The 20,537-nt window shown below is 61.0% G+C and carries 17 protein-coding genes; 15 read left to right on the top strand and 2 right to left on the bottom strand.

Translation table 11 applies throughout. The annotated features are described in order from the left end of the window. Positions 1-274 precede the first annotated feature (274 nt). The 6 genes from H6X51_RS06950 (at position 275) to H6X51_RS06975 (ending at position 8,430) form a co-directional block, all read left to right on the top strand. A complete protein-coding gene (locus H6X51_RS06950) occupies positions 275-1,243 on the top strand; it encodes a WD40/YVTN/BNR-like repeat-containing protein (protein WP_185266802.1) in 969 nt (322 codons plus the stop codon). 10 nt (positions 1,244-1,253) lie between these two features. Beyond that, complete coding sequence (locus tag H6X51_RS06955) at positions 1,254-3,653, top strand: efflux RND transporter permease subunit (RefSeq protein WP_185266803.1); 2,400 nt, start codon at positions 1,254-1,256, stop codon at positions 3,651-3,653. Then, positions 3,613-4,812, top strand: coding sequence for a helix-turn-helix transcriptional regulator (locus tag H6X51_RS06960; protein ID WP_221627262.1), 1,200 nt, complete (start codon positions 3,613-3,615; stop codon positions 4,810-4,812). The genes H6X51_RS06955 and H6X51_RS06960 overlap by 41 nt, the downstream gene beginning before the upstream one ends. A 157-nt stretch (positions 4,813-4,969) precedes the next feature. Beyond that, positions 4,970-6,211, top strand: coding sequence for a helix-turn-helix transcriptional regulator (locus tag H6X51_RS06965; RefSeq protein WP_185266804.1), 1,242 nt, complete (start codon positions 4,970-4,972; stop codon positions 6,209-6,211). A 36-nt stretch (positions 6,212-6,247) separates the two neighbouring features. Beyond that, positions 6,248-7,489: a helix-turn-helix transcriptional regulator gene (locus tag H6X51_RS06970; protein WP_235991264.1), complete on the top strand. Its 1,242-nt coding sequence runs from the start codon at positions 6,248-6,250 to the stop codon at positions 7,487-7,489. A gap of 98 nt (positions 7,490-7,587) precedes the next feature. Beyond that, positions 7,588-8,430: an SDR family NAD(P)-dependent oxidoreductase gene (locus H6X51_RS06975; protein ID WP_185266805.1), complete on the top strand. Its 843-nt coding sequence runs from the start codon at positions 7,588-7,590 to the stop codon at positions 8,428-8,430. Positions 8,431-8,489: 59 nt separating this feature from the next. On the opposite strand, the gene H6X51_RS06980 is transcribed toward H6X51_RS06975, so the two are convergent. Beyond that, the gene (locus H6X51_RS06980; protein ID WP_185266806.1) at positions 8,490-9,167 is read right to left on the bottom strand and encodes a TetR/AcrR family transcriptional regulator; all 678 of its coding nucleotides are present in this window, start codon (positions 9,165-9,167) and stop codon (positions 8,490-8,492) included. 194 nt (positions 9,168-9,361) lie between these two features. Between H6X51_RS06980 and H6X51_RS06985 the strand changes: the two genes are divergently transcribed. The 9 genes from H6X51_RS06985 to H6X51_RS07025 all read left to right on the top strand — a co-directional run bounded on the left by H6X51_RS06985 (position 9,362) and on the right by H6X51_RS07025 (position 19,114). Next, positions 9,362-10,222, top strand: a complete 861-nt coding sequence (locus H6X51_RS06985) for a TauD/TfdA dioxygenase family protein (protein WP_185266807.1) — start codon at positions 9,362-9,364, stop codon at positions 10,220-10,222. 8 nt (positions 10,223-10,230) lie between these two features. Beyond that, positions 10,231-10,998: a class II aldolase/adducin family protein gene (locus tag H6X51_RS06990; RefSeq protein ID WP_235991265.1), complete on the top strand. Its 768-nt coding sequence runs from the start codon at positions 10,231-10,233 to the stop codon at positions 10,996-10,998. 43 nt (positions 10,999-11,041) lie between these two features. Continuing rightward, complete coding sequence (locus H6X51_RS06995) at positions 11,042-11,953, top strand: 2-hydroxyacid dehydrogenase (protein ID WP_185266809.1); 912 nt, start codon at positions 11,042-11,044, stop codon at positions 11,951-11,953. A 181-nt stretch (positions 11,954-12,134) separates the two neighbouring features. Further along, positions 12,135-13,175, top strand: coding sequence for a Rieske 2Fe-2S domain-containing protein (locus tag H6X51_RS07000; protein ID WP_185266810.1), 1,041 nt, complete (start codon positions 12,135-12,137; stop codon positions 13,173-13,175). A gap of 129 nt (positions 13,176-13,304) precedes the next feature. Beyond that, on the top strand, positions 13,305-14,171 hold the full coding sequence (locus H6X51_RS07005) for a cache domain-containing protein (protein WP_185266811.1): 867 nt from the start codon (positions 13,305-13,307) through the stop codon (positions 14,169-14,171). 26 nt (positions 14,172-14,197) lie between these two features. After that, on the top strand, positions 14,198-14,839 hold the full coding sequence (locus H6X51_RS07010) for an EthD domain-containing protein (protein WP_185266812.1): 642 nt from the start codon (positions 14,198-14,200) through the stop codon (positions 14,837-14,839). Between the two features lie 23 nt (positions 14,840-14,862). Next, complete coding sequence (locus H6X51_RS07015) at positions 14,863-16,383, top strand: amidase (protein ID WP_221627263.1); 1,521 nt, start codon at positions 14,863-14,865, stop codon at positions 16,381-16,383. Positions 16,384-16,470: 87 nt separating this feature from the next. Continuing rightward, the gene (locus tag H6X51_RS07020) at positions 16,471-17,238 is read left to right on the top strand and encodes an SDR family oxidoreductase (protein ID WP_185266813.1); all 768 of its coding nucleotides are present in this window, start codon (positions 16,471-16,473) and stop codon (positions 17,236-17,238) included. Positions 17,239-17,326: 88 nt separating this feature from the next. Further along, on the top strand, positions 17,327-19,114 hold the full coding sequence (locus tag H6X51_RS07025; protein ID WP_185266814.1) for an SLC13 family permease: 1,788 nt from the start codon (positions 17,327-17,329) through the stop codon (positions 19,112-19,114). A 33-nt stretch (positions 19,115-19,147) separates the two neighbouring features. Here the strand turns inward: H6X51_RS07025 and H6X51_RS07030 are convergent, their stop codons facing one another. Then, on the bottom strand, positions 19,148-20,461 hold the full coding sequence (locus H6X51_RS07030) for an MFS transporter (RefSeq protein WP_185266815.1): 1,314 nt from the start codon (positions 20,459-20,461) through the stop codon (positions 19,148-19,150). Between the last annotated feature and the right edge of the window lie 76 nt (positions 20,462-20,537).

Here is a 20,537-nt window from a genome sequence, read left to right on the forward strand (position 1 = left end):
CCTGAACCGCCGTATACGGAACCGTACGTACGGTGGTGTGAGAGGACGGCGGCTGTGAAGCCGCCTCCTACTCGATTTCGGGCGGAGCCGTCTGGACCGCCGCTCTTGACCCGGATCAACGACATAAGCCGTTTGGACGATGTTTGCCAGGCGGCGCTGGAACAACATCAGGTCACTCTCTGTGCTGCCTTCTATGTCCCGGGCATGAACAGTTGCAGATTCATAAAAACAACAGGTGGCCTGCTACAGGGCACCCACAGGGTGGAATTGCGCCATGAGCAAATTGATCAGCTACTCCTTCTGTCTTGTCGTTGCGGCGTTGGTGGCCTATGCCTTCTCGCCACGCCATGAGCTTGCTGACCGGCAGGTGCAGCTCAACCTGGCGCGCCTGCAGATCAATGATCTGGTCCAGTTCGACGACCGGGTCATTGCGGTCGGTGAGCGCGGCACCATTATCGTCAGCGATGACAAGGGTGATTCCTGGCGTCAGACCCATGGTGACGCGGAACTGCCGGTGACGCTGACCGGCGTGAACTGGCTGGGTGGCAGCGAACTGCTGGCGGTCGGTCACGATGCGGTGCTGATGCACAGCGCCGACGCCGGTGAAACCTGGGAAGTGCTGATGCAGGACGACGAGCTGGGCGAGCCGCTGCTGGGCACCTGGAGCGCCGATGGGCAAAGGATTTTCGCCTACGGCAGCTTCGGCAAGTTCCTCAGCTCTGCGGACCAGGGCCGCAGTTGGCAGGAGCGCGAGCTGGATATCCATGGTGAGCATCTCAATGACCTGGATGGTGACGGCGAGCGGTTGCAGATCATGGTTGGCGAGATGGGCCTGGTGCTGCGCAGCGAGGACCATGGTGAAAGCTGGGAACGTATCGAGCCGTTCTATCGTGGCTCGCTGTTCGGTGTGGCGTACATGGGCAATGCGGTCTGGGTTACCTATGGCATGCGCGGCCACGTGTTCGTCAGCAAGGATGATGGAATGAACTGGACACAGGTCGATATTGCCCATCGCCTGCCGTTGTATGGCCATGCCAGGGATGATTCAGGCCTGGTGATCGTGGGTACCGGTGGTGCCTACGTCAACCTTTCGAACGAGGGAGAGCTTACCGATTCCGGCTACCTCAATGGGCTGGGAACCTTGACCTCGGCAGTGGTCCTGCCTGACGGCGACCTGTTTGTCGCCGGCCAGAGCGGCCTGCTGCAACAGGATCGCGGTTATCTCGCAGTCATTGGTCAATAAGGGGGATAACATGGCCACGCAAAATCGTCGTTGGGTGGATCGTTGGGTCGAGGCCATGGCCGACGGCCTGCTGAACAACCGCAGGTTGTTCCTGTCGATCTTCATCCTGATCACCCTGGGGCTGGGCTACAGCGCCACGCAGATCAAGCTGGACCCGGGTTTCAACAAGCAGATACCCATCACCCACCCGTACATGGAGAACTACCTCCACTACAGTGATACCTTCAGTGGCGCCAATACCATTCTGGTGAGCGTCAACTGGCGTGGTGAAGGGGACATCTATAACGCTGAATTCCTCGACGTGCTGCGTCAAGTCACCGACGAGGTGTTCTTCATCCCCGGTGTACGCCGTGCCAGTGTGCGTTCGCTGTTCACTCCGGACGTGCGCTACGTGGAGATATCCGAGGATGGCTTCGTCGGTGATGTGGTGATCCCGCCGCACTTTTCCGGTACACCCGAAGACCTCGATCAGGTGCGCAGCAATGCCGCCCGTTCCGGTGAGATCGGCCGCCTGGTGGCCAACGACCTCACCGCTGCCATCGTCAATGCCGAGCTGCAGGAGTTCAACCCGGAAACCGGCGAGCGGATTTCCTACACCGAGATCGCCGCCCAGCTGGAAGACATTCGCACGCGCTTCGAGAACGACAACATCCAGATCAATATCGTCGGCTTCTCCAAGCTGACCGGAGATGTCATTGACGGGCTGTTCATGGTGATGGGCTTCTTCGTCATCGCCTTCGTCATCACCGCGCTGATGCTGTGGTTCTACTCGCGCTCGATGGTGCAGACCGTGGTGGCGTTGCTGGTGGCGCTGGTGCCGGTGATCTGGCTGCTTGGGGTGCTGCCACTGATCGGCATGGGTATCGACCCGATGTCGATCCTGGTGCCGTTCCTGATCTTTTCCATCGGCGTGTCCCATGCGGTGCAGATGACCAATGCCTGGAAGCAGGACATCCTCGATGGGCATAACGCCTTCGAGGCGGCGCATGTGTCCTTCTGCAAGATCTTCATCCCCGGCGCACTGGCGCTGCTGATGAACGCGCTGGGGTTCGGGGTGATCATGCTGATCGATATTCCGATCGTGCATGAACTGGGTATCACCGCCTGTATTGGTGGCCTGCTGATGATCGCCACCAACAAGATGATGCTGCCGATCATTCTCTCCTACCTGCGGCTGGACAAGCGAGCCTACGAGCAGCGTGCGCGTACCGCCGATGGCAAGCACCGCCTGTGGTGGAGCCTGTCGATACTGGCCACGCCCAAGGCGGCGCTGGGTGTGTTCGCCATCAGCCTGGTGCTGCTGGTGGCCGGTTCCTGGAAGAGCCGCGACCTGATCGTCGGCGATGTGGGTGTCGGCGCGCCGGAGCTGCGCGAGACCTCACGCTACAACCAGGACAATGCGCAGATTTCCCGCAGCTATTCGATCGGCCTGGACGTGCTGTCGGTGTACATGGAAACCGATATCGAGGAGGCCTGCCTGGATGCCGACGTGATGCGTGCGGTCGAGGAACTGGACTTCCATGCGCGCAGTATCGAGGGTGTCAACTCGGTACACAGCGTGGCCGGGATGGGCAAGGTGTCGATTGCCGGTAATAACGAAGGCAACCCGCGCTGGGCGGCCATTCCGGGCTCGTCCCGTGGCCTGATGCCGGGCTCGCGCGCCTACTCCAGTTCCCATGGGCTGGTGGTCGATGGCTGCCAGACCATGCAGGTACTGTTGTTCCTGACTGACCATGAGGGGGACACCGTGGCCCGGGTGACCGACCAGGTCGAGCGCATCATCGCCAATATCGATGAGCCCAAGGTCGAGTTCAAGATGGCCGGTGGCAACATTGGCGTGATGGCCGCCTCCAACGAAGCGGTACAGAAGGCCGAGGTGCAGATGCACGGCTCGCTGCTGCTGGCGGTGGCGCTGTTCTGCTGGCTGACCTTCCGTTCCATACGGGCGGTGCTGTGCCTGCTGATCCCGCTGGCGATCGTCGCCACCCTGTGCAACGCGGTGATGGCGGTGTTCGGTATCGGCCTCAAGGTAGCGACCCTGCCGGTGATGGCGCTGGGCGTGGGTGTGGGTGTGGACTACGGCATCTACCTGTACGAGCGCATGCAACATGAGCTGGCCATGGGCAAGGATGTGCGCACCTCCTTCTACGAAGCCATGTGCCAGCGCGGTACCGCAGCACTGTTCACCGCCTTCACCATGTCGGTGGGGGTCGGCACCTGGGTGTTCGCGCCGCTGAAGTTCCAGGCGGACATGGGTGTGCTGCTGGCGTTCATGTTCCTGGTCAACGTGTTCGGTGCGATCTTCCTGCTGCCGGGACTGGCGGCCTGGTTCAATCGCAGCAAGCCGCTGGTACGGGTGCAGTCGGCGGATGCGCCGGCTGCTGGCCTGGCACCTGCCGGCAGCCATTGACAAGCCGATGAACGCTGACCGGCGCCGTCTGCAAATGGAAGCCTCATCCTTCGACCTGCTGTTGGGTGAGCTGTATGATGCGGCCATGGACGACCATAGCTGGAGCCGCTACCTGACGCGGCTCCAGCAGTTGTTCAAGGCCAACTACGTGACCCTGATCCTGCGTGCGCCGCAGGACTCGGACAAGGGCCTGATGCTGGTCATCGGTGATATCGAAGGGCAGGGCACCATCTCCTACATCACCTACCCGGGATCGGAAACGCCCTTCGTCAACTGCCCGGTCAACCAGGTATTCACCGTCACCGACCTGATGAGCCTGGACAGCTGGCGCGAGTCGGACTACTACCTGAGCTACTGCATCAAGCAGAACGTGTTCCATGTGATGGGGGTGGACCTGGTGCCACCCAGCGGCGGCGTGTTCCGCTTCCGGGTTACCCGGCCGCAGGGTCAGCCGGACTTCTCGGCGGCCGATCGGGCGCTGTGCGGCGCACTGATTCCGCATATGGGCCGGGCACTGCATATCCACAGCCTGCTCGGACACAAGCATTCCCTGAGTACGCTGTACGCCCAGGCGATGGGACGCTTGTCGATCGCCACCATAATCCTCGATGGCAACGGTCAACTGCTGGAAACCAATCAGGTGGCCAGGGAAATGCTGGCCGCCGGGGATGGTCTGAAGATCATCGGCGGCCGCCTGGAGGCCAGCTATCCGGGGGACAACAAGCGCCTGTACAAGTCCATCCGGTCGGCCGCCGGCAGTGCCGCCGAAGGCCGGGTAGCGCTGGCCGAGGCGCTGTCGATCGCGCGTCCTTCCGGGCAGGTCAGCCTCGGTATCGTGGTCGAGCCGGTGCCACAACAGGACTGGGATGAAGGTGAGAGCCAGGCGGCGGTGGTGATCTACTGCCGTGATGCGGTCGGCCAGTCGCTGTTGAGCACCGCGATCACTCGCCAGGTGTTCGGCTTCACTCCATCGGAGTCGGCCCTGGCGATGGAGCTGGCCAATGGCCTGTCGCTGGAGGAGGCGGCCAGTTCGCTGGGTATCCGGCGCAATACCGCGCGGGCACACCTGCGGGCGATCTTCTCCAAGACCGGAGTGCGTCGCCAGACCGAGTTGGTGCGCCTGATTCTCAATAGTGTGGTAACCCTGGGGCAGCCATGATCAGGGTAAAGGATTGTTTCAAATCAGATTGGCGTATGGATGCACAAGGCGCTGGCGCAAGGGGCTGGTACTGAGCAATATAGAGAGCCAGCCTGGGCAGCGCCTGATAACGATAACAACCCAGCTTCACTGAAGCCAAAGGCATGAGGTTGCAATAATGATGACAACAAGCACAACAACCGATTTTCCTTCGAGCCTGCAGCTGTCATTGGATGACTACGACCGCATCATTGGCCACATCCATGATGGTGGCCTGGAGACCGACCAACTGTCGGTCGCCCTGGAAGAGCTGCGCTGTCTGTTCCAAGCCAACTACGTGACCCTGATCCTGCGCATCCCCGGCGTCCAGGACGTCGGCCTGATGCTGGTCGCCGGTGACCTGGAGGGCAGTGGCAAGGTCACCTACTTCCGCTACCTGCACAGCGACACGCCCTTCTCCAACATGCCGGCGGACCGGGTGTTCACGGTGGACGATGTGATGACCTTCCAGGAGTGGGAAAGCAGCACCTACTACCGCGACTACAGCAGGGACAACGATGTCTACCATGTCATGGGTGCGGACATCTCCACCGCCGACGCCGGTGTGCTGCGCTTTCGCATTACCCGCGGCCAGCACCAGCCAGCCTTCACCGAACAGGACAAGACGCTGTGCTCGCGGCTGCTGCCGCATCTGCGGCGCAGCCTGCACGTGCACAACCTGCTGGGACGCAGCGAGTCGCTGGGCAACCTGTACGCCGAGGCGGTCAATCGACTGTCGGTGGCGACCCTGGTGCTGGACGAGTCGGGTGGCGTGTTGCAGCTCAACGACGTGGCCCGGGAGCTGCTCGGCCAGGCCGACGGCCTCAAGCTGGTCGGCTCGCGGCTGGAGGCCAGCTACCCCAGTGATAACCGCGAATTGCACAAGCTGATCCGTGATGCGGTGGAGTCCAAGGATGCGCCGCAGCCACGGGAGTCCCGTGAGGCGTTGTCGGTCACCCGGCCTTCGGGCGAGGTCAGCCTGGGCGTGGTGGTCGAGCCGATTCCCGGCGCTGAGTGGGCCGAGGGCCGGGGTCAGCCGGCGGTGATGATGTATATCCGCGATGCGGTGGGCAAGTCCCAGGTGGATAACCGGGTGGCCAAGGAACTGTTCAACTTCACCCCGGCGGAAACCCAGCTGGCACTGCAACTGGCCAACGGCCTGTCGCTGGAGGAGGCTGCGGAGAACCTGGGCATCATGCGCAATACCGCGCGAGCGCACCTGCGGGCGATCTTCTCCAAGACCGGGGTGCGGCGCCAGGCGGAACTGGTGCGGGTGATGCTCAACAGCGTGGTATCGCTGGGCCGCGGCAATATCATGCCGCTGGGCAGTCGTGCGGCGGTCATCCCCCGGCCTGAACTGCGTTCGCTGCACTGCCGCTGAGAACCAACAGCCAGCCAAAGACACGAGGTGCAACAGATGACAATAACAATGACCTCTGCGGTTACGGGGCTTCCCAGCAGTCAGCCACTGTCGCTGGATGACTACGATCGCATCATCGGCCAGATACAGGATGGCGCGCTGGAGACCGGGCAACTGGCGCTGGCGCTGGATGAACTGCGCGGCCTGTTCCAGGCCAACTACGTGACTCTGATCCTGCGCGTTCCCAGCGCCGAGAGCATGGGTATCACCCTGATCTCCGGGCAGTCGGAGTGGGCTGGCAAGCTGGCCTATTTCCGTGATTATCGCTGGGATGCACCGCTGGGAAACATGCCGCCCGACCAGGTATACAGCATGGATCAGCTGATGAGCCGCGAGGAGTGGGAAGGCAGTACCTATTATCGCGACTACAGCCAACCCAACGACGTCTATCACATCATGGGCGCCAACATCGCCACCACCGATGCCGGCGTACTGGGCTTTCGCATCACCCGCAGCCCGCGCCAGCCGGCGTTCTGCGAGCAGGACCGGGCGTTGTGCATGCGGCTGCTGCCGCATCTGCGGCGCAGCCTGCACGTGCACAACCTGCTGGGGCGCAGCGAGTCGCTGGGCAACCTGTATGCCGAGGCGGTCAATCGTCTGTCGGTAGCGAGCCTGGTGCTCGACGAGTCAGGCAGTGTATTGCAACTCAACGATGTGGCCCGGGAGCTGCTCGCGCAGGCCGACGGTCTCAAGCTGGTTGGCTCGCGGCTGGAGGCCAGCTACCCCAGTGATAACCGCGAATTGCACAAGCTGATCCGTGATGCGGTGGAGTCCAAGCAGATACCGCAGCCACGGGAAACCCGTGAAGCGCTGTCGGTCGCGCGGCCGTCGGGTGAGGTCAGCCTGGGCGTGGTAGTCGAGCCGATAGCGGCTGCCGAGTGGGCCGAAGGACATGGCCAGCCAGCGGTGATGCTGTATATCCGTGACGCGGTGGGCAAGTCCCAGGTGGATAATCGGGTGGCCAGGGAGTTGTTCAACTTCACTCCGGCGGAAACCGCACTGGCACTGCAACTGGCCAATGGCCTGTCGCTGGAGGAGGCCGCCGAGGAGCTGGGTATCATGCGCAACACCGCCCGGGCGCATCTGCGGGCGATCTTCTCCAAGACCGGGGTGCGCCGCCAGGCCGAGCTGGTGCGAGTGATGCTCAACAGCGTCGGCTCGCTGGGGCGTGGTGCCAGCATCAGCACGCTGGGCAAGCCAGTCCATGTGATCAGGCGGCCTTTGTTGCGGACTGTCTGAGCTGCCCTGCAGCTTCTAGTCTGCGCAGACGATGAGTCTTGCGCAGCACCCTCCGATACTGCTCCGACGAACAGCCTCAGGCAATCCAGGAGCAGAACATGAGCAAGGTGGTATTGGTTACCGGAGCCAGCCGTGGCATCGGGCGGGAAACCGCGCTGGCCTTCGCCCGGGCCGGATTCGATGTGGCTATCAGCGCACGGACGCTGGAGGAGGGCCAGCAGCACGAGCATGCCCTGACCGATGCCGACGGCAAGCCGCTACCGGGCAGTCTGGCCTCGGTCGCCGCCGAGATCAGGGCGCTGGGTCGCCAGGCCTGGTGCATACCCATGGACCTGCTGGATGCCGCCTCGGTACAGGCTGCGGCCGAACAGTTGCTGCGCGAGGCTGGCCGTATCGATGTACTGGTCAATAACGCGGTGTATCAAGGCAGCGATCTGAACGCCACCTTCCTGCAACTGACCCCCGAGACGCTGGAGCGCATGTATCGCGGCTATGTACTGGCACCGGTGCTGCTGACCCAGCGCCTGTTGCCGGCGATGCTGGAGCGGGGCGAGGGGGTGGTCATCAACGTCACCTCCGGTGCCGGCGAGAGTAATCCACCGGTAGCGGCCGACAAGGGTGGCTGGGGTTATGCCTACGGGGCCGGCAAGGCGGCGGTATCGCGCCTGTCGGGTGTGCTCAAGGCGGAGTTGGGTGGTCGTGGCCTGCGCAGCTATACGGTCAATCCCGGGGTGGTCACCACCGATGCACTGAAAGCCACCATCGGCGAGGCCGGGGTGCGGGCACTGGGGGCCGGTTCGGCGCCGCCACCGGTACCGGCCGCAGTGATCTGCTGGCTGGCGCTGAGCGATGTGCAGGGCCTGCACCAGAAGCGCACGATACACGCGCAACCATTTGCTCTGGAGCACGACATCATTGCGGATTGGAGTGCGGTCGAGTAGGTGAAGCTACCTAAATAAACAAGGTAATCCCCCGGCTTAGCCCGGGGGACTTCTTGCTGTCAGTCTTTCTTGGTTGATATCTGTAGACAGCCAAGCGCCATGGCTACCAGGCTGTTGAGGAATGCCTGTGACTCCAGCTTGTCCGGTACGTCTTCGAGAACAGATCGGATCAGGCCGCGCAAGCCTTTTCCCAGAAGATATGCCGCCAATTCCGGATCAGGCACATCGATTTCATGCTCATACATTCTCAGCAGCGGCAGCCACGTTGCATCGATGAACTCGCTTGCTGTTTTGTACGGGCCTCTCCACATGCCTAGATGGAAGGCTTCATGGTAGCGCAGGTGAAATGCCTGACACAGATGGAACAACCGTACTTCTACGCGAATGATATTGGCCAGGATTATGCGTAAGGAGTGAGCCAGCGACAAACCTACTAATGTCTCGCGCATCAGTAGTAACTTCTGAGATTCTTCATCAAGTATGCGTTCATACAGCAGAGCGACAATCGCATCTTTGTTGGGGAAATACTGATAAATCGACCCTACAGCAACCCCGGATATTTCAGAGATACGGGCTACTGTCAGGCCGTCTTCACCTGACTCCTCAAGTATATGTTGGCAAGCTTCTGTGACCGCATCTACCGCAGCGCGAGAGCGCGACTGGGAGGGTTTTTTTCGCAGAGTAGGCAGTATATGGGCTGGTGGCCAGGTATCTGAAGGAGAAGACTTTTCGGTCATGGCTTTAATCCGAGTGCTTGTTCATCTTTTGTCTTGACTTTTGTGAATGTCAATAAAAACAATTGGTTGCGTTTGATTTTTGTTTTCGGGAATGCGAATTCACCTGAACCTGTGATCTGTATACCATGAATTCGAAAGGCAGGAGAAATTTACACTATGCAGATTCGCAATTAACTGAATATAAGGGGATGACTATGTCGTCATTGCTTAAGGTAAAACCGTTAGGACCTCGTATTGGAGCGGAAGTCCGGGATTTCAAATTGGCCGCCTCATCCAAGACGGATATTCTAAAAGAGCTTGAGGTCGGGCTGGTCAAGCATGAAGCCATTGTGCTCCATGCTCCCGATCTTTCACCGGAAGACCATCTGGATATTGCGAAATATTTTGGTGAAGCAGAAGTACATACCTATTACCCAAACCTGGGGAAGGGTTTTGAGCAAATTACCATCATTGACTCGAAGTTGGGTGATCGAGCGGATATGTGGCATCACGATGAGAGCTTTTTACCGAGCCCTCCCATTGTGACAATGACTCATGCACAGGTTCTTCCTCCTTTTGGTGGTGATACCTGTTGGATCAGCATGACCTCTGCTTACGATGCTCTTTCCGAAAAAATGAAGCAATATCTCGAAGGCCTGCAGGCATGGCATGACATGAATGGGCCTATGACGGATGCCTTGCGCCACAATGTGGTTACCCATGAGCGTTATGTGCAAGTCATACAAAAGGAGCAGCGACATCTTCATCCGCTGGTCAAGGTACATCCCATAACCGGTCGGAAAGCGCTGTATATCAGCCCGACCTATACCACGCATATTGACGGTCTGCCGGTGAGCGAAAGCAATGCCATTCTGAACTTCCTGTTCAGTCACTGCCAGGATGTCAACTTCCTGTTCCGTCACCGTTGGAGTGTGGGGGATATGGTGATCTGGGACAACCGTAGCGTCATTCATAACGCCATTCTGGACTATAAGCCGCACCAGCGTCGCATGCACAGGGTTTCAGTTTTTCAACGACAAAGTGAAAAACCAAACTCAATCAATTCTGGTAACTGAGGCGCATGATGAATACTGATATCAATACTGAGCTTTTGAAGAAATATGCACCCATGAAGGGGCGCTATCAACTGCTGCCAGACTTGACCCCCCGGCAGAGCATGGCACTTCTCTGTCGGGTTCTGTATCGCGAAGGTTATAACGATCATATTGCCGGGCATATCACCTGTCGACAGCTCGATGGCTCCTACCTGGCGAATCCCTGGGAGCTGACTTGGGGTGAATTGACGGCCTCGGATATCTTGCGTCTCGATTCTGGGGGGCGGGTGATTGAGGGAGACTGGAATATCACTCCAGCCATCAACCTGCATATGGATATCCATGCCGCGCGACATGATGTCAATGTGGTGATTCATAATCACCCTAAATGGAGTTCTGTCTGGTCCGCAGTTGGCCGTATTCCACCAGTGTATGACCAGACCTCCGCCATGGTGGATAGTGATCCGGTGTTCTACGACGAATACCGGGGTACCGTCGAAGATGGGGCGGCGGGTCGTGCTGCAGCAAATGCATTGGGGTCGCATAAATGGGCGTTGTTGGCCAATCACGGTGTGTTGCTGGTGGCCAATGGCATACGCCAGGCGCATCTGCGAGCCGTCACGCTGGAATGGCGTGCCCGCCTGGCATGGCGTGTAGAAACACTGGGGGATGGCAGCCCGCTGCCCGCATCGGTCGCAGCGGACATTGGTCGCCGTACCGACTCCAATGGCTTCCCCTTCTTGTGGGAAGCCATGGCGCGGGAAGAGATCCGCCGCGATCCCAGCGTTCTGGAGTGAAGGCGATGGACATGCTGAGACGGATTGTTTGGGAGCACAGGTGATGGGAAAGCCTGATTTGTTGCTGGTTACGCCCCTGCCGCCTAGCTGGCATGACGGGCTCAGCCAACTGTTCGAATGTCATGATCTTGCCTTGCTTACTGCAGCTGAACTGGAAGGGGTGGCTCGTCGCGTGCGTGGTGTGGTGGCAAGTGCCAAGTCCGTAGTGACGGATGAGCTGATCGGTTATTTGCCAGCGCTGGAAATCATCGCCGTGATTGGAGTCGGCCTGGATGGTATCGATACTCGATCTGCGGCCAGGAGGGATATCCGAGTGTGCAACACCCCCTCTGTTTCCACGGAAGATATAGCGGATTTTGCATGGGCCTTATTATTGGCATCCGCGCGTCAGGTGGTACATGCGGATCAGTTTGTTCGCTGCGGCCAGTGGAGTCTCGGGCAGCATCCGCTCACGCTCCGGGTGTCCGGTCAGCGGCTGGGTATCGTTGGCCTGGGATGTATTGGACGGGCTGTGGCCGAGCGTGCCAAGGCCTTCGGTATGCAGATCGCTTATACGGGCCGTAACCGTAAAGAGGACGTGCCTTACCAATGGTACGACAGGGTAGCGACGCTGGCGCGAGACGTGGATTTCCTGGTGGTTTGCGTCTCAGGAGGAGAATCGACCCGTGCGTTGATCGATGCCGAGGTGCTGCTTGCGCTGGGGCCCAAAGGCGTCTTGGTCAACGTTGCTCGGGGGGCCGTGATCGACGAGCAGGCGCTTGTTGAAGCGCTGCAGCAACGTGTCCTTGCTGCGGCTGGGTTGGATGTGTTCTGGGATGAGCCGCAGGTGCCCGAGGCGTTGCTATCGCTAAGCAATGTTGTACTTGCCCCGCATATGGCCAGCATGACGGAACAGTCTTTGCGGGCGATGTTCGAGCAGACACTGACTGCATTGACCGAGAGTCTCTGTGACTAACGCTGATCATCAGACCCCTAGTCCAAGTGAGGGATGTAGGGCTGCCAGCATAGCGCGAAGATCCCCTATATCGGATGTGGTTTTCCGACAGGTTCATGCCGTCGCAGTGCAAGGGCGCAGACATAGTGGCTGGACCGAGCCGTGCAGAAAACTATAACAACGCTCAGTGAGGATCAGAATCATGAATCAGATGATCGAAATCAAACCGGTGGCGGAGACTGCGGAATACCGCTATGCCCGCGGCTGGCACTGCCTTGGCGAGGCCCAGAGCTATCGCGACGGCAAGTTGCATACCCTGAACATCTTCGGCACCCGGCTGCTGGCCTTCGTCGGCAAGAATGACGAGATCGCAGTGCTCGACGCCTACTGCCCGCACATGGGCGCGGACCTGTCCCAGGGTGAGCTGGTCGATGGCAAGGTGGTCTGTCCGTTCCACCATTGGGCCTTCGATGCCAGTGGCCGCTGCGCCGAGATCCCCTATTGCAAGCGTATCCCGCCCAAGGCCAAGACCCGCAAGTGGCTGACCTGCGAGGTCAACCGCCTGTTGTTCGTCTGGCACAACCCTGAAGGTCTGCCGCCGGCCGAAGGCGTCGAGATCCCCTACCTGCCGGAAATCGACAGCGACGAGTGGGACGATGACTGGCACCTGGACCTGATGATCATCGACACTCACCCTCGCGAGTTGGTGGACAACCTGGTCGATGCCCAGCATTTCGGCCCGGTGCATGGCGCGCCGACCAAGTACTTCCGCAATACCTTCCAGGGGCATATCGGTACCCAGGAGTTCCATGGCGATTCCGAGCGCCTGGGTGGTGATCTGGTGGCCGAGTCGGCCTACTACGGTCCGGCCACCCACTTCACGCGGATGCGTGCCGAGTATGACGGGCTGGTGGTGGAGTCGATCCTGCTCAACTGCCATGTGCCGATTGGCCCGCGCCAGTTCGAGCTGCGTTTTGGCGTGCTGGTCAAGAAGGTTCCCGGCTGGACCGAGGAGCAGAACAGGGCGCTGGCGCTGGAGTACGTGCAGAACAACCGCACCTCGTTCTACCAGGACGTGGATATCTGGAGCACCAAGCGGCCGGTGGACAACCCGGTGCTGGCCGAAGGGGATGGTCCCATCTACCAGTTGCGCGAGTGGTACGGCCAGTTCTACATCGACGAGGCAGAGGTGCCGCAGGAGATGAAGGAGTTCCGCGAGTTCATCGTGGTTGATGAGAAGTAAGATCCGCTGGCTACGCAAGAACCGCTCTTTCGGAGCGGTTTTTGCTTTTCTGCCGTCCAAACGGACGATGTGACTGCCCGGCGGCACCTCTACTCTGGGGCTTACCCTGTGACGGATCGGGAGTTGCCGATGATAACAATGAAAAAGTGGCTGGCCGGCGGTCTGCTGGTATCAGTTCTGTTCTGTAGCGCGCTGGTTGCCGCTACTGCCATCACCGCCAAGAGCGATGAAGAACGGGTCCGGGCCCTGCTGGAGCGGGCGGTGGCCTATTACCAGGAGCAGGGCGAGCGGGCCTTCGCCGCCTTCAGCCGGGTAGGCCAGTTTTCCGAGGACGACCTGTACGTATTCGTGGTTGATCGCAATGGCACCATGCTGGCCAGTGGCGGTCCCTCGCGCAAGCTGATCGGGCGGGATATATCACCGCTACTGGATGATCAACTGCAGCTGGGCTTCGAGGCGGTGCTGGCGCAACCGCAGACCGGCAGCATCCAGCAGGGCGAGTATCGCTGGACCAACTGGCGGCAGGGCCGGGTTGAGCGCAAGAAGGCTTTCTATCAGATCCTTGATGCCCACATCATTGCTGTCGGCTACTACCTGCCACGTGCCACGCCGGCTGATGCGCGCAATATGCTGGAGCGGGTGGTCGCCGCGCTGGGCGATGATGCCGAGCAGACCATAGGGCTGATAAACCAGCTGGATTCGCAGTTCTATCAGGACGACACCTATCCGGTGATCATCGATAGCGATACCGGGCGTTTCGTTGCCCATGGCTACAATCATGGCCTGGTCGGCAGTCGTTTCGACACTATCGATGATAATGCCGGTGAGCCTTTGGGAGCACCGCTGCTCAAACAGATGGAAAACCGCGATACCGGTGAATTCCAGTATCAATGGCGCAACCCAGCTACCCAGCAGGTGGAAAGCAAGACAGCCTTCATCCAGCGGGTGGGCCGTTATCTGGTGCTGGTGGGCTGGTATAGCGATACTGTGCAATGACAGCGGTGGCTGTCCAAGGACATACGATGAAAGCAGTTTCCCTGGTGACGCGGCGCGCCGGCCTGGATCGCGCCGGGTTTCGAGACTATTACGAAACCAGACATTGCTGGCTGGCCATGCAGCATTTTCCCTTTCTAGGTTACACCCGTAATCATCTGCTGGATCATCCGGAACTGGATTTTGATTGCATCAGCGAGTTCGAGGCGCCCGAGCAGATGGCCAAAATCGACGTAATGGCTTCCCGCTCCCGGCAACTGGTATCGGCTGACGAATTGCAATTCATGGACCCGCAGCGGATTCGGATAGCATCAGTCCGGCCCCACACCTTGATCGCAGCGACCGATGCCAGTACCGGGCAAGCACTGCACAGCCACGTGCTGTTGCTGGAACAGGAGCAGGATCAACTGCTGGAGAGATTACGGCAACTGGCTCGGAACCTGGCTGGCAAAGCTGATGCGCCCTGCGCGATGCGTCTGGACCTGCTGGACAATGACCCGCGTTGTCCGCTGCCGTGCAATGCGCTGCTGTGGCTGGATTGGCTTGATCAGGATGTAATATTGCCAGCCGCGCTGGAACAGCTGCCGGGATACAAGGTAGCACTGCGGATCGAGCGTTGCAGTACTCCGCTGGCTGAGTTGCAGGATAGATTCGTGGCGTTCCAGCCGTAACAATAAAGTGGGGAGAAACAATGATGTCTGGCATCACACGTCGACAGGTTCTACAGGGAGCTGCTGGCCTGGCCGCTGGCCTGGTGCTCAACTTGCGCGTTCCGGCGGCGATGGCCGCATCGGGTATGCGCTTTGACGAATACCGCCGCTGCGATGCGCTGGAGCTGGCGCGCCTGGTGCGTGAGGGGCAGGTCAGTGCCAGCGAGCTGCTGGAGCTGGCCATCGCCCGTACCGAGCAGGTCAACCCCAGCATCAACGCCGTGGTTACCAGACACTATGACGCCGCACGCAGGCTGGCCGGCTCGACCATCCCCGATGGTCCCTTCCGTGGCGTACCCTTCCTGCTCAAGGACCTGGGCATCAGCATGGCCGATACCGTCACCACCCATGGCTCGCGCTTTTTCCGCGAGGCCACGGCGGCAGCGGATGACCTGTATGTGCGCAGGGCACGGCAGGCCGGGTTGGTGATCTTCGGCAAGACCAACAGCCCGGAGTTCGGCAACAACCCGTCCACGGAGGGCACTCTGTTCGGTGATACGCGCAACCCATGGAACCTCGAGCACAGCGCCGGAGGTTCCTCCGGTGGCGCGGCGGCGGCAGTGGCGGCAGGTATCCTGCCGGTGGCCCACGCCACCGATGGCGGCGGCTCGATCCGCCTGCCGGCATCCTCCTGCGGCCTGTTCGGCCTCAAGCCGAGCCGCGACCTGGTGCCGATCGGCAAGGGTCCGGGGGAGGCAGCCGGGCTGCTGTCGGCACAGCATGTGATCAGCCGCAGCGTGAGGGACTCGGCGGCGATGCTCGACGTGCTGGCCTGGGACAACCTGGGGCACGGCTTCGCCGGTGCCGGGCAGGGCTCCTATGCCGGGCAGCTGCAGCAGGCGCCGGGGCGCTTGCGTATCGCGCTGATGCGCCGACCGCTGCTGGATATGCCGGTGGACCAGGTATGCCTGGACGCGCTGGAGGATACGGTTCGGTTGTGTGAGGAACTGGGCCACGAGGTGGTCGAGGCGGTTCCCGGGGTGGACATGCAGGCGGCCATGCAGGCCTCCGGTACCCTCAGTGTCGCCAGCCTGGCCGAACGCATCGCCAGGCGCGAGGCGCAACTGGGGCGGGCCGTCGGCGCCGATGACCTGGAGCCGGTGAACCTGGAGATGCTGGAGTGGGGACGGCAGGTCAGTGCGGTGGATTACATGCGCGCCCAGGAAGGGCTGCGCCAGACTGCGCGCGACATGGCCAGCTTCATGGAGGATTTCGACCTGGTACTCAGCCCGACCATGACCTGGGCGCCACCGCCGCTGGGCGTGGTGGACATGGATCTGCCGCTGCAGGAGTTCGGCCCGCTGGCCACCCGCAGCTCGGTATTCACCACCTTGTACAACATCACCGGCCAGCCGGCGATGTCGGTGCCGCTGTACTGGAGCACCGAGGGCCTGCCGATCGGCGTGATGTTCGCCGGCCGCTTCGGCGCTGAACGGACCCTGCTGCGGCTGGCCGGCCAGCTGGAACAGGCCCGGCCCTGGTTCGATCGCCTGCCTCCGGTCTGATACCGGCGCAGCGCATGCTTTACCCGCTATCCGGCTGGCAGTTGTGCGGCCAGCCGGACCCATCACAGTCATGACAGGAGTTTACCCATGCCCATTACCGCCGTTACCGGCGCGGCCTCCGGAATAGGTGCCGCGCTGAGTCAGCAACTGCGTGAAGCCGGTCACCAGGTGATCGGTATCGATCGCGCCAACAGTGACATCAATGTCGATCTTTCCACCCCGCAGGGCCGCCAGCAGGCGGTGAACGAGGTGCTGGAGCGCTGCAATGGGGTACTCGATCACCTGGTGCTGTGCGCTGGCGTGGGGATCACCGCGCCTAACTGCGGGTTGATCCTGGCGGTCAACTACTTCGCCGTCAGCAGCCTGCTCGACGGGCTGGCCGAGGCGCTCGGCAAGGGCAGCCAGCCGTCGGCGGTGGTGGTCGGTTCGGTCGCCTCGGTGCAACCCGGTGGTGACCAGCAGCCGATCATCGAGCTGATGCTGGGTGGTGATGAGGCGGCAGCGCTGGAGCTGGCCAATCGGGAAGTCTCGCCGAGCCTGGCCTATGCCGGTTCCAAGTATGCGGTCAGCGTGCTGGTGCGCCGCAAGGTGCACGAGTGGGCGAAGCGTGGCGTCCGGCTCAATGTGGTTGCCCCGGGCGTGGTCGAGACGCCGTTGTACCAGGCCTCCACCGAAGATCCACGTTACGGCGAGGCGACCCGTAATTTCGTCGCTCCGCTGGGCCGTGGCAGTCAGCCGCAGGAGCTGGCCGAGGTGATCCGCTTCCTGCTGTCGCCCCAGGCGAGCTTTATCCATGGCACGGTGCTGTTCGCCGATGGCGGCATGGATGCGATGATGCGCCCGAGCCGCTTCTGAACGGATCAGGTCGATGCTGAGGCTGGTGGCGATACCACCGGCCAGGGGTATAGCGCTCCAACCAGAATAATAGCGGGGCTTCTATCAAATGGAATGGCAGGGCGCTCTCACACTGACGACACTCTTCGCTGTCCTGTCGGTCTTGGTTCTGACTCGTCTTTCGGCCGATATGGTACTCATGTCGGCCCTCGCGTTCCTGTTGATCACCGGCGTTCTCGACCCTGCCCAGACCCTGGGCGGCTTCGCCAATCCCGGTGTCATCACCATCGCTACGCTCTATGTAGTCGCGGCAGGTCTGAAGGAGACTGGGGCGGTGCAATGGATCGCCCGGCATCTGCTGGGTCATCCCGTATCGGCCAGAGGTGCCCAACTGCGGATGATAATGCCGACAGGCATTCTCAGTGCCTTCATGAACAATACCGCGGTGGTGGCCATGTTCATTCCGGCTATCCAGGATTGGGGACAACGCCTGGGCATACCTGCATCCAAGCTGTTGTTGCCGCTGAGCTACGCTGCCATCCTGGGCGGCACCTGCACGCTGATCGGAACCAGTACCAACCTGGTAGTGGATGGCATGCTGCAATCCCAGGCCGGTATCCGTCTGGGGCTGTTCGACATCGCCTGGGTCGGGGTACCTTTGCTGGTGATAGGCGGAGGTTTCCTGGTGCTGTTCAGTTCCCGTCTGTTACCTGATCGTGCTGGTGTCAGCGAGGACTTGAACCAGGTTCGTGAATATGGAGTAGAAGTCGAGGTCATGGCCCGGGGTCCCCTGGTAGGCAGGACCATCACCGAGGCCGGGCTGCGCGCCTTGAATTTTGGCTACCTGGCTGAAATCGAACGTGGCGGACGCTTGATAACGGCGGTTGAGCCGAGCCGGGTGCTGGAAGGGCGTGATCGTTTGCAATTCATCGGTGCTCCGGAATGTGCCAGCGAATTACGCCGTATTCAGGGGCTGCGTCCGGCCAATGGCAATGTGCACAAACTGGCTGTGGCCAATCACCAGCGTTGTCTGGTTGAGGTGGTCCTGGGGCCGGAGTTTCCGGCGCTGGGCCAGACCATTCGTGACAGTCGTTTCCGAACACGCTTCAATGCGGTGATCTTTTCTCTGTCCCGCGAAGGCAGGCGTGTGCCGGGGAAGTTGGGGGACATCACCTTCCAGCTGGGCGATACCCTGCTGCTGGAAGCCAGTGAGCAGTTCGTCGAGCAGTACCGCTTCCGGCGTGATTTTCTGCTGGTCAGCGCCTTGAATGACTCGACGCCGCCGGATTTCCCCAAGGCGCCCAGGGCGCTGGTTATTCTCGGGCTCATGGTAGTGGCCAGCGCCTCCGGGCTGTTGCCGATCATGGAGGCGGCTTTCCTGGCTGCTGGCGCGATGATAGTGACAGGCTGCATAACCGCCAGCCGAGCCCGCAGCAGCATCGACCTGCCGGTATTGGTGGTCATCGCGGCATCCTTTGCCCTGGGTACTGCCATGACCGTGTCCGGGGCAGCCAGCTGGATTGCCGGCAACCTGCTTGGCGATGCGGAGATATCGCCCTGGCTGGCCCTGCTGCTGGTTTATGTGCTGACGGGCATATTCACCGAGGTGATCACCAACAATGCCGCGGCCGTGCTGATGTTCCCCATTGCCGTGGCCGTGGCTGAGCAGTTGGGAGTCAGCCTGTTGCCCTTCGCCATTGCGGTAATGTTTTCTGCCTCGGCCTCTTTCATTACTCCCCTGGGCTATCAGACCAACTTCATGGTGTATGGCCCGGGGCGCTACAGGTTCGTCGATTACCTGAGAATCGGAGTGCCACTGAATGTGCTGGCTGGCGCTGTCGCAGTGTTGCTGATTCCCCAGGTCTGGCCCTTTCACTTGCCTGGGCTGACGCCATGATCCCCGTGCCTCGACAACCCCGGGCGGCATACCCTACGCCGTCTGCAATGCCGGCTGAGGGGCGAATGCCTGCTGCCGGTACAGCTGCAGCAGCAGGAACATGGGTATCAGCAGACTCAGATGCACCAGCAGCAGGGCATGGCGCAGCGACTCTGTGCCGCTCCAAGGCAGCAACAGGTCACTCAACAGGCCGGTCAGGATCGGCCCCAGGCCGATACCTGCCAGGGTGGTGCAGATGGTTTGCAGGGCAACAGCGGTAGCCCTTTGCCGGGGGCTGACCATCTGTGTCAGCAGGTTGAAGCAGGGCGCCACCCACCACATGGTGAAAAAGCCCATGATCGCGCACCAGAACATGGCGGTCGGCACATCCACCTCGCCGATACTGAAGGCGATCGCCGGTGGCCAGAGGATGTACAGCAACAGGCTGAGCAGGGTGAAAACGGTACCGATCAGCGGCAACCCGAGCAACCAGGCCTGGCTGCGCAGGTTCAGCCGGTCGCTCAACCAGCCGCTGAACAGACCACCCAGCGCCGCGCTGCAACCGGTCACTACCCCGGCGAGGATACCGGCACTCTGCAGCGACAGACCGTGGGAACGGATCAGAAATGGGGTATTCCACATGGCGAAGGCCAGCCCGCTGAAACTGAACAGGGAGCAGGCAGCGACCAGTTTGCGATAGTGGCTGTTGCCCAGCAACTGGCGGGCCGAGCGCCACAGGCCCAGGGTCGGTGCGTTGCCATGCAGTGGGCTGTCGAAGCGGCCACGGACGGGCTCATGCACGGCAATGGCCAGTAGCAGCGAGATCAGCAGCGGCGGCGTGGCGATGATATGAAAGCCGGTACGCCAGCCGTAAGTGTCGATCACCCAGGCACCCAGGCTGAGCCCGACGATGGCCGAGAGTGTCGGCGCCGCAGTAAAGCAACTGATTGCCAGCGAGCGATTGCGCGCCGGGTACAGGTCGGCGATCAGCGACAGCGAGGCAGGGGTGACCGGCGCCTCGGTAATCGCCACCAGCATGCGGGCGATGACCAGCATGGGGAAGCTGACGGCAAAGCCACAGAACAGCGTGGTCAGCGCCCACAGCGCGGCGCACAGGGCCAGTAGCCGAACCCGCGAATGACGATCGGCCAAGCCGCCGGCGGGCAGCCCCATCAGTGCATAGGCGCCGGCGAACGCCAGCCCGGAGATCAGTCCCATGGCGGTATCGCTGGCGCCGAACTCCAGTTTGATCGGCTCGATCATCACCGCCATGATCTGCCGGCCGAGAAAGATACTCGCATAACCGCCTACCAGCAGGGCCAGTACCGCGTGGCTGGCCCGGCCGACCTTGCTATCGACTGCCGACATCGTGAATCTCCTTGAACATGGAAACACGTACAGACTGTGGGAGCCGCGCCTCGCGGCGAGGCGCTGTCGTCGAGCA

It is taken from the genome of Halopseudomonas xiamenensis (genome assembly GCF_014219065.1).
Taxonomy (GTDB): Bacteria; Pseudomonadota; Gammaproteobacteria; order Pseudomonadales; family Pseudomonadaceae; genus Halopseudomonas; species Halopseudomonas xiamenensis.